Raw genomic sequence first — 15,582 nt, forward strand, 5'->3', positions numbered from 1 at the left:
CACCATGGCTCACGCACCGCAAATAAGAATTCCCGCCACCTACATGCGCGGCGGCACCAGCAAAGGCGTGTTTTTCAGCCTCAAGGACCTGCCCGAAGCCGCGCAGATTCCCGGTCCGACCCGTGATGCGCTGTTGCTGCGGGTCATCGGCAGCCCCGACCCGTACGACAAGCAGATCGACGGCATGGGCGGTGCCACGTCGAGCACCAGCAAAACCGTGATCCTGTCGAAAAGCATCAAGGCCGATCACGACGTCGATTACCTGTTCGGTCAGGTGTCCATCGACAAGCCGTTCGTGGACTGGAGCGGCAACTGCGGCAACCTGTCGGCGGCGGTCGGCTCGTTCGCCATCAGCAACGGCCTGGTGGACGCCAGCCGCATTCCGCACAACGGCGTGGCGGTGGTTCGCGTGTGGCAGGCCAACATCGGCAAGACCATCATTGCCCATGTGCCGATCACTAACGGCGAAGTGCAGGAAACCGGTGATTTCGAACTCGACGGCGTGACTTTTCCGGCCGCCGAAGTCCAGGTCGAGTTCATGGACCCGGCAGCGGAAGAAGAGGGCGGCGGTGGCTCGATGTTCCCCACCGGCAACCTGATCGACGAGCTGGAAGTGCCGGGCGTCGGCACGTTCAAGGCGACCATGATCAACGCGGGTATCCCGACGATCTTCGTCAACGCTGAAGACATCGGTTACACCGGCACCGAACTGCAGAGCGCGATCAACAGCGATCCGAAAGCGTTGCAGATGTTCGAGACGATTCGTGCCTACGGTGCTTTGCGCATGGGGCTGATTTCCAATCTGGATGAAGCGGCCAAGCGGCAGCACACGCCTAAGATTGCGTTTGTCGCCAAACCTGCGGATTACGTGGCATCCAGTGGCAAGGCGATTGCGGCCGGTGATGTGGATTTGCTGGTGCGGGCGTTGTCGATGGGCAAGTTGCACCACGCGATGATGGGCACGGCGGCGGTGGCGATTGGTACGGCGGCGGCTATCTCTGGCACGTTGGTGAATCTGGCGGCTGGTGGTGTTGAGCGTAATGCCGTGCGGTTCGGGCATCCGTCCGGGACGTTGCGCGTGGGGGCTGAGGCCAGCCTTGAAAACGGCGAATGGGTTGTGAAGAAAGCGATTATGAGCCGTAGTGCCCGCGTCCTGATGGAAGGTTTCGTTCGCGTACCAGGCGACTCTTTTTAAGATCAAAAGCCTACCCTCACCCCAGCCCTCCCGAAACGTCGGACCGCCCGGAGGGAGAGGGGGCTGACCGAGGTGTCTTGCGGGATACATCGACCTGAAAAAGCGTGGCGATTATGGATTCGGCAAAGCACTTTCAGGTCGGCGTAGCTTTTGAACATCCCCCATTCGGTCCCCTCTCCCTGCGGGAGAGGGCTAGGGTGAGGGGCTTTACTAACTGAAGAAACACACAATGAGCAGGCAACCCAGACCTGCATTCAACAAACCAGCCAAGCCCCTGAGGAAGACCCCACCACTCATCATTCCCCACCCAGGAGAACCGCAATGAGCGCCAACGTCGACCTGAACAACCGCCCCGACTACGACGATGTCCTGCAGGACATCGCCGATTACGTCCTCACCTGCAAAATCGAATCCGCCGAAGCCCTCGACACCGCCCGCAACTGCCTGATGGACACGCTGGGCTGCGGACTGCTGGCCCTGCGTTTTCCCGAATGCACCAAGCACCTGGGCCCCATCGTAGAAGGCACCGTCGTGCCGTTCGGCGCCCGAGTGCCGGGCACTTCCTATCGCCTGGATCCGGTAAAGGCCGCGTGGGACATCGGCTGCATCGTACGCTGGCTCGATTACAACGACACCTGGCTCGCCGCCGAATGGGGGCATCCATCGGACAACCTCGGCGGGATTCTCGCGGTGGCCGATCACTTGGCACAAAAGCGTCTGGCCAATGGCGAAGCGCCGTTGACCGTGCGCGATGTGCTCGAAGCGATGATCATGGCCCACGAGATTCAGGGCGTGATCGCCCTGGAAAACTCCTTCAACCGCGTAGGCCTCGACCATGTGATTCTGGTGAAAGTGGCTTCGACAGCCGTCGTCGCCAAACTGATGGGCGCCAATCGCGAGCAGTTGTTGTCGGCGTTGTCCCATGCGTTTGCCGATGGTCAGGCGTTGCGCACTTACCGGCATGCGCCAAATGCCGGATCGCGAAAGTCCTGGGCGGCGGGGGATGCCTCGAGCCGGGGCGTGCGCCTTGCCGACATCGCCCTGCGCGGTGAAATGGGAATTCCCGGTGTACTGACGGCAAAGCAGTGGGGTTTCTACGACGTGCTGTTCAGCCACACCAACAACGATCTGGCACTCAAGCCCGAAGGCAAGCGCGCCTTCAGCTTCTCGCGGCCGTTCGGCAGTTACGTGATGGAAAACGTGCTGTTCAAGATCAGCTTCCCCGCCGAATTCCACGCGCAAACTGCCTGCGAAGCCGCCGTGACACTGCATCCGCAGGTGCGCAATCGTCTGCATGAGATCGACCGGATCGTCATCACCACCCACGAATCGGCGATCCGCATCATTTCCAAGGTCGGGCCGCTGGCCAATGCCGCCGACCGCGATCACTGCATCCAGTACATGACCGCCGTGCCGCTGGCGTTCGGCAATCTGGTGGCCGAGCAGTACGAGGACGATTTCCACAGGGCCCATCCAATCATCGATGTGCTGCGCGAAAAAATGGTCATCGTCGAAGATCCGCGTTTCACCCGCGAATATCTCGAGCCCGACAAACGCTCGATTGCCAATGCGGTGCAGGTGTTTTTCAAGGACGGTTCCAGCACCGAAAATGTGGTGGTGGAGTACCCGATCGGTCACCGTCGGCGCAGGGCCGAGGGCATTCCGTTGCTGGAGGACAAGTTCAGGGCGAACCTGGCCACGCGTTTTACCGGCCAGCGCGGCGCCGAGATCCTTGCGCTGTGCAAGGATCAGGTGCGGCTAGAGGCGACGCCGGTGAACCGCTTTGTCGACTTGTTCGTGATCTGAATCGCCGGGATTGTCGAGGGCTACAGGCTGCCCTCGACATCTTCCAGGCTGAAGGTCTCCGTGTTGTCGTCGTAGGAGAAAATCTCGGCGTAGCGACCCCAGGCAATCACGATTTCCAGGTTTTTCTCGACGAAGGCCTCGGTCAGCGAATCTTCCAGTTCCTGCTCGAAACGCACCCGTGGCGCCCGGTGGCCGTTGCGCTCCAGCAATACCTGACGGATCCGCGCGGCCAGCGGTATGTAGCGGATCAGATGTTCGGCAAACAGGGTCTTGCGTGCCTGGGTGCTGTAGTCGGCGAACAGTTTCCCGGCCTCGGTCAGGGTGATATCCGCGCCTTTGAGTTCGGCGAAGCCCAGGTATTCGAGCATTTCGGCCACCGGAAACAGGTCGTCCACTTCCAGCAAGCGACGTTCGGCCACGGTGGGCAGGCCGGCGTGACCGTTGTAGGGTTCGGCCGCCAGGGTTTCGATCAGGCCTGCCATCAGGTTGGTGGATACTTCCTGCAGCGGGCTGCTGATCTTCAGTTCGGGTTTGCCGGTGCCAGCGTCGGCGCTGCGGCGGTCGGTCATCTGCGCGTAGATGTCATCGACCATTTGCCGGAACACCGGATCCAGGCGATTGCGCGGATGGGCGAAGGGCACCTTGATTTCCGCCACCAGCCGCCCCGGGTTGGACGACAGCACCAGAATGCGGTCGCACATCAGTACCGCTTCTTCGATGTTGTGGGTCACGATCAGGATCGATTTGATCGGCAGTTGCTTGCCGCTCCACAGGTCCAGCAGATCGTTTCTCAAGGTTTCGGCGGTCAGCACGTCCAGCGCCGAGAAGGGTTCGTCCATCAACAGCAGCGTCGGGTTGACCACCAGCCCGCGAGCGAACCCCACGCGCTGGCGCATGCCGCCGGACAGTTCGCGAGGGTAGGCGTTTTCGAAACCGTCCAGGCCGATCAGGTCGATGGCCGCCAGCGCTCGCTTGCGTGCTTCTTTGCGTTCGACCTGCAAGGCCTGCAGGCCGGCCTCGACGTTTTCCAGCACCGTCAGCCACGGGAACAGGGCAAAGGTCTGGAACACCATGGCCACGCCTTCGGCCGGGCCGTCCAGCGGCTTGCCGTTGTACAGCACTTCCCCGGACGAGGGCTCGATCAGGCCCGCGATGATCCGCAGCAGGGTGGACTTGCCCGAGCCGGAGCGGCCAAGCATGCCGACTATTTCGCCTTCGTGCAGGGCCAGGTTGATCCCGCTGAGCACCTGCAGCTCGTCCTTGCCCTTGCCGAACACTCGGTTGACGTCGGTGAGCGAGTAGATTTCGGGTGTGGCACCCGTGTGTTCGGTATAGGTATTCATCACATCGAATCCCGTCAGTTCAGGCGAAGTTTGTTTTCGGCCATGGCGTACATCGGTCGCCAGACCACGCGATTGAAGGCCACGACAAAGAACGACATCACCACCACGCCGAGGGTGATTTTCGGGAAGTCGCCGGCGGCCGTGGTTTGCGCGATGTAGGCGCCGAGGCCGTGGGCGACGACTTTGTCCTGCCCCCAGGAAACGAATTCGGAGACGATGCTGGCGTTCCATGCGCCGCCCGAGGCGGTGATGGCACCGGTCACGTAATACGGGAAGATCCCCGGCAGCATCACCTTGCGCCACCACAGCCAGCCGCGAATGCGGAAGTTGGCGGCGGCTTCCTTGAAGTCATTGGGGAAGGCGCTGGCCCCGGCGATCACGTTGAACAGGATGTACCACTGCGTCCCGAGCACGATCAGCGGGCTCAGCCAGATGTCCGGGTTCAACTGGTAGCGCAGGATCACGATGACGAATACCGGGAACAACAGGTTTGCCGGAAACGCCGCGAGAAACTGCGCCAGCGGCTGGATCTTTTCCGCCAATGCCGGGCGCAGACCGATCATCACGCCCAGCGGCACCCAGATCAGCGAGGCGATGAAGATCAACCCGGCCACTCGCAACAGAGTGAACAGCCCCAACAGCAACACATGCCCGACCTCTGCGAACGTCACCTCGGTGCCGACATACAGCACGATGTGGTACAGCGCATACGCGGTCAGCAGCGCGATAAACGAGCCCCAGATCCAGTCGATGGCCTTGGTGGTGGCGGGGCTTTGCGAAGTCATGACCTTGCGCGCCGAACGCGGCAGGTTCAGGCGCATGTTGCCGAGGCGGCTGGTGGCGCGACTGATGGGGCGCAAAATGCGCTGGATCATCCGGGTGCGCTGAATCAGATTCAGCACCCAGGACTCCGGCGCAGCGGTCTGCGAGGCGGTGTTCTCCATGCGGAACTTGTCGGCCCAGGCCACCAGCGGGCGGAACAGAAACTGGTCATAGATCAGGATGACCACGATCATCGTCAGGATGACGTAACCCACGGCGTGCATGTCTTTTTGCGCGATGGCCAGGGCGAGGAACGAACCGATCCCGGGCAGGGTGATGGTCTGGTCACCGACGGTGATCGCTTCGGAGGCCACCACGAAGAACCATCCGCCGGACATGCTCATCATCATGTTCCAGACCAGCCCGGGCATCGCAAAGGGTACGTCGAGCTTCCAGAATTTCTGCCAGCCGGACAGTTGCAGGTTGGTCGAGACCTCCACCAGATCCCGCGGCAGCATGCGCAGCGACTGATAGAAGCTGAACGTCATGTTCCAGGCCTGGCTGGTGAAAATGGCAAAGATCGCGGCGAATTCCGCGCCCAGTACCCGACCGGGAAACAGCAACAGAAAGAAGGTCACGGTGAAGGAGATGTAACCCAGCACCGGCACCGATTGCAGGATATCCAGCACCGGCACCAGGAGTTTTTCGGCGCGTCGGCTTTTGGCCGCCAAGGTGCCGTAGAGCAGGGTGAACACCAGTGACGCCACCATCGCCGCGAGCATGCGCAGGGTGGTGCGCATGGCGTATTCCGGCAAATGGCTCGGGTCGAGTGAGACCACTTCACTTTGCAGCGTGCCGATCGGGGCCCAGGTTTCCCGGGCACCGATCGAGAAAAACAGCAGGAAGCCGATCACCAGCGGCAGGGCGATCAAGTCCCAGCGATTGGGCAGCAGACGTCGGGTCGAGGCCGGTATGTAGTGACGGAACACCTTATTCATAAGCAGTGATTCCTGCAGTGCTCTGAATGGAGGCGCGGCAGTCTGAACGTAGCTTCAGTCTGCACGGCGCACCCGGGAATGAACGGACGCTCATTCCTTGACTTCAATGGGGAGGCTGGATGCTGCGGGCCCGTTGAATTCAGCGGGCCGAGAGGGTTGGCGCATCCGGTTTGTGGCCGGATACGCAACTTGCGCGGATTGTATATTTCGGAATGTTACAAAGGCGTAAAAAACACGGCCCGCAGGCGAGCTTGTGATACTTCATTCAGCCTGCGGACAGGTTGGGCGCGTCGGGGTTACTTGAAACGCCGCTCCACGCCTTTTTCCACCAGGATCTTCGCCGAAATCTCTTCCACGGAAAAATGCGTGGAGTTGATGTGCGGGATGTTTTCGCGGCGGAACAGGTTCTCCACTTCGCGCACTTCGAATTCGCACTGGGCGTAGCTCGAATAGCGGCTGTTGGGCTTGCGCTCATTGCGGATCGCGGTAAGGCGGTCCGGGTCGATGGTCAGACCGAACAGCTTGTGCTGGTGGGCGCGCAGGGCGGTCGGCAATTGCAGGCGTTCCATGTCGTCTTCGGTCAGCGGGTAGTTGGCCGCGCGGATGCCGAACTGCATCGCCATGTACAGACACGTCGGCGTCTTACCACAACGCGACACGCCCACTAGTATCAGGTCGGCCTTGTCGTAATAGTGGGTGCGGGCGCCGTCGTCGTTATCGAGGGCGAAGTTCACCGCCTCGATCCGCTCCATGTAGTTGGAGTTGTGGCCGATCGAATGGGATTTGCCGACGGTGTAGGAAGAGTGCTCGGTCAGTTCCTGTTCGAGCGGGGCGAGGAACGTCGAGAAAATGTCGATCATGAAACCATTGGAGGTTGCGAGAATCTCACGGATGTCCTGATTGACGATGGTGTCGAAGATAATCGGCCGGAAACCATCGGTTTCAGCGGCTTTGTTGATTTGTTGTACCATGGCCCGCGCTTTGTCCGCGTTGTCGATGTAGGGCCGCGTGAGCTTGGTGAAGGTAATGTTTTCGAACTGCGCCAGAAGGCTTTGACCCAGGGTTTCGGCAGTAATGCCGGTGCCATCGGAGATAAAGAAAGCAGATCGTTTCATTTGCACCTTGGGCCTTAAGCTAATGAGTATTTCTGGATATGATAGGCGCGATTTGCCGGCCGCCATCGGCCCGCATTCTCACTTATTTTCCAGGTCCAGGCCATACAACCGGCCGATGCTCCCCCGAGCCGCCGGTTTCTGAGCTTTTCCAACACAGTTAGTGGAGAGATCACCTTGGTAGAGTACGTAGTTTCCCTCGATAAGCTCGGCAAACACGATGTTGAGCATGTGGGGGGCAAGAACGCATCCCTGGGCGAGATGATCAGCAACCTGGCCGGTGCCGGTGTGTCGGTCCCCGGCGGTTTCGCCACCACGGCGCAGGCCTATCGCGACTTTCTCGAGCTGAGCGGCCTCAACGACCAGATCCACAAGGCTCTCGACGCCCTGGACGTCGATGACGTCAACGCGCTGGCCAAGACCGGCGCCCAGATCCGCCAATGGATCATGGAAGCCGAATTCCCTGAAAAACTGAACACCGAGATCCGCACCGCGTTCGCCGCGCTGTCGGCCGGCAATCCCGATGTGGCGGTGGCCGTGCGTTCCTCCGCCACCGCCGAAGACCTGCCGGACGCCTCGTTCGCCGGTCAGCAGGAAACCTTCCTGAACATCCGTGGCGTGGAAAACGTCATCCGTGCGGCCAAGGAAGTGTTCGCTTCCCTGTTCAACGACCGCGCCATTTCCTACCGCGTGCACCAGGGCTTCGACCACAAACTGGTCGCCCTGTCGGCTGGCGTGCAGCGCATGGTGCGTTCGGAAACCGGCACTGCCGGCGTGATGTTCACCCTCGATACCGAATCCGGTTTCCGTGACGTGGTGTTCATCACCGGCGCCTACGGCCTGGGCGAAACCGTCGTACAAGGCGCGGTGAACCCGGATGAATTCTATGTCCACAAGGGCACGCTTGCGGCCGGTCGCCCGGCGATCCTGCGCCGCAACCTGGGCAGCAAGGCCATCAAGATGATCTACGGCGACGAGGCCAAGGCCGGTCGTTCGGTGAAAACCGTTGATGTCGACAAGGCCGAGCGCGCGCGTTTCTGCCTGACCGACGCCGAAGTCAGCGAGCTGGCCAAGCAGGCGATGATCATCGAGAAGCACTACGGCTGCCCGATGGACATCGAATGGGCCAAGGACGGTGACGACGGCAAGCTGTACATCGTGCAGGCCCGTCCGGAAACCGTGAAGAGCCGCACCCAGGCCAACGTCATGGAACGTTACCTGCTGAAAGAAACCGGCACCGTGCTGGTGGAAGGCCGTGCCATCGGTCAGCGCATCGGCGCCGGCAAGGTGCGGATCATCAAGGACGTCTCCGAAATGGACAAGGTCCAGCCGGGCGACGTGCTGGTCTCCGACATGACCGACCCGGACTGGGAACCGGTGATGAAGCGCGCCAGCGCCATCGTCACCAACCGTGGCGGCCGTACCTGCCACGCGGCGATCATCGCCCGTGAACTGGGTATTCCGGCTGTCGTCGGTTGCGGCAACGCCACCCAGCTGCTGAAGGATGGCCAGGGCGTGACCGTGTCCTGCGCCGAAGGCGACACCGGTTACATCTTCGAAGGCGAACTGGGCTTCGACATCAAGAAGAACTCCGTGGACGCCATGCCGGAGCTGCCGTTCAAGATCATGATGAACGTCGGCAACCCGGACCGCGCCTTCGACTTCGCGCAGCTGCCGAACGCCGGTGTGGGCCTGGCCCGTCTGGAATTCATCATCAACCGCATGATCGGCGTCCACCCGAAAGCGCTGTTGAACTACGACGGCCTGCCTCAGGACATCAAGGAAAGCGTCGACAAGCGCATCGCCGGTTACGATGATCCGGTCGGTTTCTATGTCGAGAAACTGGTTGAAGGCATCAGTACCCTGGCCGCTGCGTTCGCGCCGAAGAAGGTCATTGTGCGTCTGTCGGACTTCAAGTCCAACGAATACGCCAACCTGATCGGCGGCAAGCTGTACGAGCCGGAAGAAGAAAACCCGATGCTGGGCTTCCGTGGCGCTTCGCGTTACATCAGCGAATCGTTCCGTGACTGTTTCGAACTCGAGTGCCGTGCGCTGAAACGCGTGCGCAACGAGATGGGCCTGACCAACGTCGAAATCATGGTGCCGTTCGTCCGTACGCTGGGCGAAGCCAGCCAGGTGGTCGATCTGCTGGCCGAAAACGGCCTGAAGCGCGGCGACAACGGCCTGCGCGTGATCATGATGTGCGAACTGCCATCCAACGCGATCCTGGCTGAAGAGTTCCTCGAATTCTTCGACGGTTTCTCGATCGGTTCCAACGACCTGACCCAGCTGACACTGGGCCTGGACCGTGACTCCGGGATCATCGCGCACCTGTTCGACGAGCGTAATCCGGCAGTCAAGAAGCTGCTGGCCAACGCGATTGCCGCGTGCAACAAGGCCGGCAAGTACATCGGCATCTGTGGTCAGGGCCCTTCGGACCACCCGGACCTCGCCAAGTGGCTGATGGAGCAGGGCATCGAAAGCGTATCGTTGAACCCGGACACCGTGCTGGAAACCTGGTTCTTCCTTGCCGAAGGCCAGGCGGCGGAATAAACCGTGAATGAAGCCCCGGCCCGTTGACCCGGGCCGGGGCTTTAAGATTGAAGTAGGGCGAGCTCTCCGGATGCCGCCCTTTTTTGTGCAAGAGCATTATGCAAAGCAGCAGCAACCTATTTCCTGTCGCCCTGATCAGCGCTGAACGACGCGGTGATCTGAGCGAAGACATCTACCGTTTGAAGCCGGGCAACAGCCCTGACTGGTCCGTGGAAATCGCGGTGACCCGTCTCGGCATGGCCGATGAACCGGCGACACGCGGCGTGCCGGTGATCTTGCTGCACGGCAGCTTCTCCAACCGGCGCTTCTGGTTCTCCCCGAAAGGTCTGGGGCTGGGCGCTTATCTGACGCGTCTGGGGTTCGATGTATGGATCCCGGAAATGCGCGGCCACGGCATGTCCCAGCGCAACGAGGACTATCGCCGCAACCGCGTCGCCGATTACGCCCGTTACGATTTGCCGGCCATCGCCGCGTTCGTGCGTGAACAGAGCGGGCAGATCCCGCACTGGATCGGTCATTCGCTGGGCGGCATTACGCTCGCGGCCGCCCTGGGCGGCGAATACCTCGGCGAACCGGCCGTAGCGTCGGCAGCGTTTTTCGGCACGCAGGTCAGTCGTACCTACTGGCCGCTGAAAATTCCGCCGGTGGAATGGAGCGGGCGTTTCATTCTCAAGCGTTTTGCCCAGTTGTCCGGCTCGCGTCTCAAGCGTGGCCCGGAAGACGAGCCGATCGGCCTCGCGCTGGAAAGCATGCGCTGGTATGGCCTGTTCGGGCGTTTCGGGGACAAGGACAAGGATTGGTGGGCGGGGCTCGCCGATGTCCAGGTGCCGGTGTTGGCCGTGACGGCGGTCGGGGATCATCAGGATCCGGCCTGGGCCTGCCGCAAGTTGTTCGATCAGGTCGGCTCCGAGCACAAGCAATTTATCAATCTGGGTCGTGAACAGGGCTTCAGCGAAAATTTCGGTCATGTCGAAATGCTGGTGAGCAAGGCTGCCCAGGCCGAAGTCTGGCCACTGGTGGCGCGCTGGCTGGCTGACCAGCACACGCCATTACTTGGCGAAAAGATGGATCTGGCGGCGGCAGGATGAGCGGAGGGCTCTGAAAAGGGCATTTCGTTCGGGTCGGCTTGCGGCTAAGATATGACGCATTGGACGGTTCCGGTCACATTTGGTGGCTGTTTCGCTATTACGTTTCAGCCTGTGTTCAGGTTCACTCAGCGACCATTGCATGGACTAAGGTAAACAGCGACCGTCGGATCTCGTTTCAAAAGAGTGCGACATCCTTGATCGTCTTCCTTGTTACAGGAGTTATTCGATGAACCATTACCTCACGCCTGACCTGTGCGACGCCTATCCGGAGCTGGTGCAGGTGCTGGAACCGATGTTCAGCAATTTCGGTGGCCGTGATTCCTTCGGCGGCGAAATCGTGACCATCAAGTGCTTCGAAGACAACTCGCTGGTCAAGGAACAGGTTGAACTCAAGGGCAACGGCAAGGTGCTGGTGGTCGATGGCGGCGGTTCCCTGCGGCGTGCGCTGCTGGGCGACATGCTCGCCGAGAAAGCCTCGAAAAACGGTTGGGAAGGGCTGGTCATCTACGGCTGCATCCGTGATGTGGACGTCATCGCCCAGACCGATCTCGGCGTGCAGGCACTGGCCAGCCACCCGATGAAGACCGACAAGCGGGGTATCGGCGACCTCAACGTGCCGGTGACTTTTGCGGGCGTTACGTTTCATCCGGGCCAATACATCTATGCGGACAACAACGGCGTGATTATCTCGCCGAGCCCGCTGAAGATGCCTGAATAAATCGCGGCAAGCACTGGGGTGAGGATGTTCGAGGAAGAAAACGCGCAATGGGGGCTGGTGCATGCCCTGGTGCTGGATGGTAAAGGCGGTGCGCGTTCGATAGCCCGGACTGAACTCGACGATTTGCAGCTGCAGGCCCATGAAAGCCTGTGGCTGCACTGGGATCGCAGTCACCCGCAGACCCAGACCTGGCTGCGCAAGTCCAGCGGACTGAACGAATTCACCTGCGATCTGCTGCTGGAAGAGAACACCCGTCCACGGCTGTTGCCGCTGCCCGATTCCGAGTTGCTGCTGTTTTTGCGCGGGGTCAACCTCAATCCTGGGGCCGAGCCGGAAGACATGGTCTCGGTACGGATTTTCGCTTCGGCCCAGCGTGTGATTTCCCTGCGTTTGCGCCCATTGCGCGCCACGGATGAACTGCTGGCGATGCTGGGGGAGGGCAAGGGCCCGAAAACGTCGTCCGAACTCATTCTTTATCTTGCGCAATATCTCACCAACAAGGTGCAGGATCTGGTCACTTGCCTCTCGGAAGTGGTCGATGAAGAGGAAGAAAAGCTGGACGCCGACGAACGGTATACCCCCGAGCACGGAGCGGTTTTGCACATCCGTCGTCGAGCCGCCGGACTGAAGCGTTTTCTCGCACCGCAGCGCGATATTTTCGGACAGCTGACGCGAATAAAACTGCCATGGTTCGTCGATGACGACGCGGACTATTGGAATGAATTGAACAACAGCCTGACCCGCTACCTCGAAGAGCTCGAATTGACCCGAGAGCGCGTGGGGCTTGTGCTGGACACCGAAGACCGGCGTTTGAGCGTGCGCATGAATCGCACCATGTACCGCTTCGGGATCATCACCGGGATCTTCTTGCCGATGAGTTTTCTCACCGGCCTGCTGGGGATCAATGTCGGCGGAATTCCACTTTCCGGAAGCCCTTACGGCTTCCTGGTGGCATGCCTGCTGATGGTCCTGGTGGCGCTCGGACAATGGTGGTTGTTCCGCCGATTGCGCTGGGTTTGACGATGGGTCATGTGACCCGACCAAATTTGCCCGCGTCTTTCACAGACATCACGAGAGGTGCGTATGCACGATCCGTTTGAACAGTCTTTGCGCGACATGCTCAACGCCTCGCCGTCCGGCCGCGACGACGATGCCTGCCTGGGCCGCGTACTCAAAACCGCCAACCGCCAGGTCGGCGCCGGTGATCTGTTCAGCCTGCTGGGCCGCTGGCTGCCTGCGCTGATGATCGCCCTGAACAACGGCTCGGCTCATGTCGCGCCGGTTTCCCGTCTCCGTAAACCTACCGCTCGCACTGCTGATAAGGCTGATTGAATATGGAACTTGATCTCTGGACTCAGAGCCTCGTCACGGCAATGACAGCGTTGTGGACCAAAGTCGCTAATTTCATCCCGAACCTGTTCGGCGCACTGGTGGTGCTGCTGTTGGGCTTCGTGGTGGCCAAGTTGCTGGACACATTGCTGTCCAAGCTGCTCGCCAAACTCGGCCTCGACCGCTTGATGGGCGGCACCGGCCTGACCAAACTGATGTCCCGTGCGGGACTGCAAGTGCCGATCTCGACCCTGATCGGAAAAATCGTCTATTGGTTTGTTCTGCTGATTTTCCTGGTTTCTGCGGCAGAATCCCTTGGACTTGAGCGAGTTTCAGCTACGCTGGACATGTTGGCGCTGTATGTGCCAAAAGTTTTCGGCGCTGCGCTGGTGCTGCTGGTGGGTGTATTGCTGGCGCAACTGGCCAACGGACTGGTGCGCGGTGCGGCAGAAGGCGTAGGACTGGACTACGCTTCAGGACTTGGGCGAATTGCCCAGGGCCTGGTGATCATCATCAGTATCTCGGTCGCGATCAGTCAGCTTGAGGTCAAGACCGACCTGCTGAACCATGTGATCGTCATCGTATTGATTACCGTTGGTCTGGCGGTTGCGCTGGCCATGGGCCTGGGAAGCCGGGAAATTGCCGGTCAGATTCTTGCGGGAATCTATGTGCGTGAGTTGTATCAGGTTGGGCAACAAGTGCGTGTTGGCGAGGTCGAAGGCCAGATCGAAGAGATCGGCACGGTTAAAACCACATTGCTGACCGATGAGGGTGAGCTAGTCTCTCTCTCCAATCGGATCCTGCTGGAACAGCATGTGAGTAGCCGCTAACCCGGCAAACCCTGCTAATGTATGCCGCCGCAAAATGCCAGCTGATGCTGGCAGCGGTGGACATTGACCTGACTGTCGGCACGACTTGTTTTGAATAAAGCCCAAACGCTATCCACGCGCTACGACCCCCGCGAGCTCTCTGACGAGGAGTTGGTCGCGCGCTCGCATACCGAGCTGTTTCACGTGACGCGCGCCTATGAAGAACTGATGCGGCGTTACCAGCGGACATTATTTAACGTCTGTGCACGATATCTTGGGAACGATCGCGACGCAGACGATGTCTGTCAGGAAGTGATGTTGAAGGTGCTGTATGGCCTGAAGAACTTCGAGGGCAAATCGAAGTTCAAGACGTGGCTGTATAGCATCACCTACAACGAATGCATCACACAGTATCGGAAGGAACGGCGAAAGCGTCGCTTGATGGACGCACTGAGTCTTGACCCCCTCGAGGAAGCGTCCGAAGAAAAGGCGCCGAAACCCGAGGAGAAGGGCGGACTCGATCGCTGGCTGGTGTATGTGAACCCGATTGACCGTGAAATTCTGGTGCTACGTTTTGTCGCAGAGCTGGAATTTCAGGAGATCGCAGACATCATGCACATGGGTTTGAGTGCGACAAAAATGCGGTACAAACGTGCTCTAGATAAATTGCGTGAGAAATTTGCAGGCATTGCTGAAACTTAGTTCAGCGCAAATATCTCTTACGTGTAGGCAAGTTCTGATAGACTTGCCGCCGAGTTGTCCCCCGGTTTGCGGGACTGCTTCACAATCACCAGATGGGGATTTAACGGATGAAACTGAAAAACACCTTGGGCTTGGCCATTGGTTCTTTGATTGCCGCTACTTCGTTCGGCGCACTGGCACAAGGCCAAGGCGCAGTTGAAGGCGAACTGTTCTACAAGAAGCAGTACAACGACAGCGTTAACCATGTCGAAGACGGCTTCAACCCAGGCGCCTCTATCGGTTACTTCTTGACCGACGACGTATCGTTGAACTTGACCTACGACAAGAACAACCACACCCGTTCGAACGACGGCACCGGCAGCCAGAAACTGCACGGCGACAACTTCGGTCTGAACGCTCAGTACCACTTCAACAACGCTGGCGACGCTCTGCGTCCTTACGTTTCCGGTGGTGTTAAGCACGGCAGCCTGACCAACGTAGCTGCTGACGGCCACACCGGTCGCGATCAGTCGACCTACCTGACTGCTGGCGCTGGCGTCAAGTACTACTTCGCTGAAAACTTCTACGCCCGTGCTGGTGTAGACGCTGACTACAAGCTGGACAACGGTCGCTGGAACTACGCTCCAGTAATCGGTCTGGGCGTGAACTTCGGTGGCGGCAACAAGCCTGCCGCTGCTCCAGTTCCAGCACCAGCTGAAGTCTGCTCCGACAGCGACAACGATGGCGTTTGCGACAACGTTGACAAGTGCCCGAACACCCCAGCCAACGTAACTGTTGACGCTGATGGCTGCCCGGCAGTTGCTGAAGTTGTTCGTGTAGAGCTGGACGTGAAGTTCGACTTCGACAAGTCGGTCGTCAAGCCAAACAGCTACGCTGACATCAAGAACCTGGCTGACTTCATGAAGCAGTACCCATCGACTCACACCACTGTTGAAGGTCACACTGACTCCGTCGGTCCTGACGCTTACAACCAGAAACTGTCCGAGCGTCGTGCAAACGCCGTTAAGCAAGTTCTGGTTAACCAGTACGGTGTTGAATCGTCCCGCGTTCAGTCGATTGGCTACGGCGAAACCCGTCCAGTTGCTGACAACAAAACCGAAGCTGGCCGCGCCGTTAACCGTCGCGTAGAAGCTCAGGTTGAAGCTCAAGCTAAGTAATTAGCTCGCT

General features: G+C 59.7%; 13 protein-coding genes. 10 read left to right on the forward strand and 3 right to left on the reverse strand.

The window, feature by feature from the left end; translation table 11 throughout:
• Positions 1 to 4 precede the first annotated feature (4 nt).
• Together prpF and prpD are read left to right on the forward strand one after the other, a co-directional pair.
• Entirely contained in the window at positions 5 to 1,195 is a 1,191-nt protein-coding gene (gene prpF / locus NE357_RS09040) for a 2-methylaconitate cis-trans isomerase PrpF (RefSeq protein ID WP_169429553.1), read from the forward strand.
• A 321-nt stretch (positions 1,196 to 1,516) separates the two neighbouring features.
• On the forward strand, positions 1,517 to 3,001 hold the full coding sequence (gene prpD / locus NE357_RS09045; RefSeq protein ID WP_169429554.1) for a 2-methylcitrate dehydratase: 1,485 nt from the start codon (positions 1,517 to 1,519) through the stop codon (positions 2,999 to 3,001).
• 20 nt (positions 3,002 to 3,021) lie between these two features.
• Here prpD and NE357_RS09050 read toward each other — a convergent pair whose 3' ends face one another.
• The 3 genes from NE357_RS09050 to ppsR all read right to left on the reverse strand — a co-directional run bounded on the left by NE357_RS09050 (position 3,022) and on the right by ppsR (position 7,219).
• The gene (locus NE357_RS09050; protein ID WP_169429555.1) at positions 3,022 to 4,344 is read right to left on the reverse strand and encodes an ABC transporter ATP-binding protein; all 1,323 of its coding nucleotides are present in this window, start codon (positions 4,342 to 4,344) and stop codon (positions 3,022 to 3,024) included.
• A 14-nt stretch (positions 4,345 to 4,358) separates the two neighbouring features.
• The gene (locus NE357_RS09055; protein WP_169429556.1) at positions 4,359 to 6,104 is read right to left on the reverse strand and encodes an ABC transporter permease; all 1,746 of its coding nucleotides are present in this window, start codon (positions 6,102 to 6,104) and stop codon (positions 4,359 to 4,361) included.
• A gap of 296 nt (positions 6,105 to 6,400) precedes the next feature.
• Positions 6,401 to 7,219 carry a posphoenolpyruvate synthetase regulatory kinase/phosphorylase PpsR gene (gene ppsR, locus NE357_RS09060; protein ID WP_169429557.1) on the reverse strand — a complete coding sequence of 273 codons (819 nt, stop codon included), beginning with the start codon at positions 7,217 to 7,219 and terminating at the stop codon, positions 6,401 to 6,403.
• Between the two features lie 174 nt (positions 7,220 to 7,393).
• Between ppsR and ppsA the strand changes: the two genes are divergently transcribed.
• The 8 genes from ppsA to NE357_RS09100 all read left to right on the forward strand — a co-directional run bounded on the left by ppsA (position 7,394) and on the right by NE357_RS09100 (position 15,572).
• Positions 7,394 to 9,769, forward strand: a complete 2,376-nt coding sequence (gene ppsA, locus NE357_RS09065) for a phosphoenolpyruvate synthase (RefSeq protein ID WP_102686938.1) — start codon at positions 7,394 to 7,396, stop codon at positions 9,767 to 9,769.
• A 98-nt stretch (positions 9,770 to 9,867) separates the two neighbouring features.
• Positions 9,868 to 10,857, forward strand: coding sequence for an alpha/beta fold hydrolase (locus NE357_RS09070; RefSeq protein WP_169429558.1), 990 nt, complete (start codon positions 9,868 to 9,870; stop codon positions 10,855 to 10,857).
• 226 nt (positions 10,858 to 11,083) lie between these two features.
• The gene (gene rraA / locus NE357_RS09075) at positions 11,084 to 11,575 is read left to right on the forward strand and encodes a ribonuclease E activity regulator RraA (RefSeq protein ID WP_065259739.1); all 492 of its coding nucleotides are present in this window, start codon (positions 11,084 to 11,086) and stop codon (positions 11,573 to 11,575) included.
• A gap of 24 nt (positions 11,576 to 11,599) precedes the next feature.
• Positions 11,600 to 12,595, forward strand: a complete 996-nt coding sequence (locus NE357_RS09080; protein ID WP_169429559.1) for a zinc transporter ZntB — start codon at positions 11,600 to 11,602, stop codon at positions 12,593 to 12,595.
• A gap of 63 nt (positions 12,596 to 12,658) precedes the next feature.
• On the forward strand, positions 12,659 to 12,907 hold the full coding sequence (locus tag NE357_RS09085; RefSeq protein ID WP_085700244.1) for a CrfX protein: 249 nt from the start codon (positions 12,659 to 12,661) through the stop codon (positions 12,905 to 12,907).
• A gap of 2 nt (positions 12,908 to 12,909) precedes the next feature.
• Positions 12,910 to 13,734: a mechanosensitive ion channel family protein gene (locus NE357_RS09090; protein ID WP_065259736.1), complete on the forward strand. Its 825-nt coding sequence runs from the start codon at positions 12,910 to 12,912 to the stop codon at positions 13,732 to 13,734.
• 90 nt (positions 13,735 to 13,824) lie between these two features.
• Positions 13,825 to 14,415, forward strand: a complete 591-nt coding sequence (gene sigX, locus NE357_RS09095; protein WP_011333251.1) for an RNA polymerase sigma factor SigX — start codon at positions 13,825 to 13,827, stop codon at positions 14,413 to 14,415.
• 107 nt (positions 14,416 to 14,522) lie between these two features.
• Positions 14,523 to 15,572: an OmpA family protein gene (locus NE357_RS09100; protein ID WP_169429560.1), complete on the forward strand. Its 1,050-nt coding sequence runs from the start codon at positions 14,523 to 14,525 to the stop codon at positions 15,570 to 15,572.
• Positions 15,573 to 15,582: the final 10 nt, after the last annotated feature.

This window comes from Pseudomonas sp. G7(2022), assembly GCF_052660475.1.

Excerpts from the sequence above, each read along its gene's own strand:
- ppsR (WP_169429557.1), bottom strand. The coding sequence starts at position 7,219 with ATGAAACGATCTGCTTTCTTTATCTCCGATGGCACCGGCATTACTGCC.
- NE357_RS09050 (WP_169429555.1), bottom strand. The coding sequence starts at position 4,344 with ATGAATACCTATACCGAACACACGGGTGCCACACCCGAAATCTACTCG.
- NE357_RS09085 (WP_085700244.1), top strand. The coding sequence starts at position 12,659 with ATGCACGATCCGTTTGAACAGTCTTTGCGCGACATGCTCAACGCCTCG.
- NE357_RS09055 (WP_169429556.1), bottom strand. The coding sequence starts at position 6,104 with ATGAATAAGGTGTTCCGTCACTACATACCGGCCTCGACCCGACGTCTG.
- prpD (WP_169429554.1), top strand. The coding sequence starts at position 1,517 with ATGAGCGCCAACGTCGACCTGAACAACCGCCCCGACTACGACGATGTC.
- NE357_RS09090 (WP_065259736.1), top strand. The coding sequence starts at position 12,910 with ATGGAACTTGATCTCTGGACTCAGAGCCTCGTCACGGCAATGACAGCG.
- NE357_RS09100 (WP_169429560.1), top strand. The coding sequence starts at position 14,523 with ATGAAACTGAAAAACACCTTGGGCTTGGCCATTGGTTCTTTGATTGCC.
- NE357_RS09070 (WP_169429558.1), top strand. The coding sequence starts at position 9,868 with ATGCAAAGCAGCAGCAACCTATTTCCTGTCGCCCTGATCAGCGCTGAA.
- prpF (WP_169429553.1), top strand. The coding sequence starts at position 5 with ATGGCTCACGCACCGCAAATAAGAATTCCCGCCACCTACATGCGCGGC.
- NE357_RS09080 (WP_169429559.1), top strand. The coding sequence starts at position 11,600 with ATGTTCGAGGAAGAAAACGCGCAATGGGGGCTGGTGCATGCCCTGGTG.
- rraA (WP_065259739.1), top strand. The coding sequence starts at position 11,084 with ATGAACCATTACCTCACGCCTGACCTGTGCGACGCCTATCCGGAGCTG.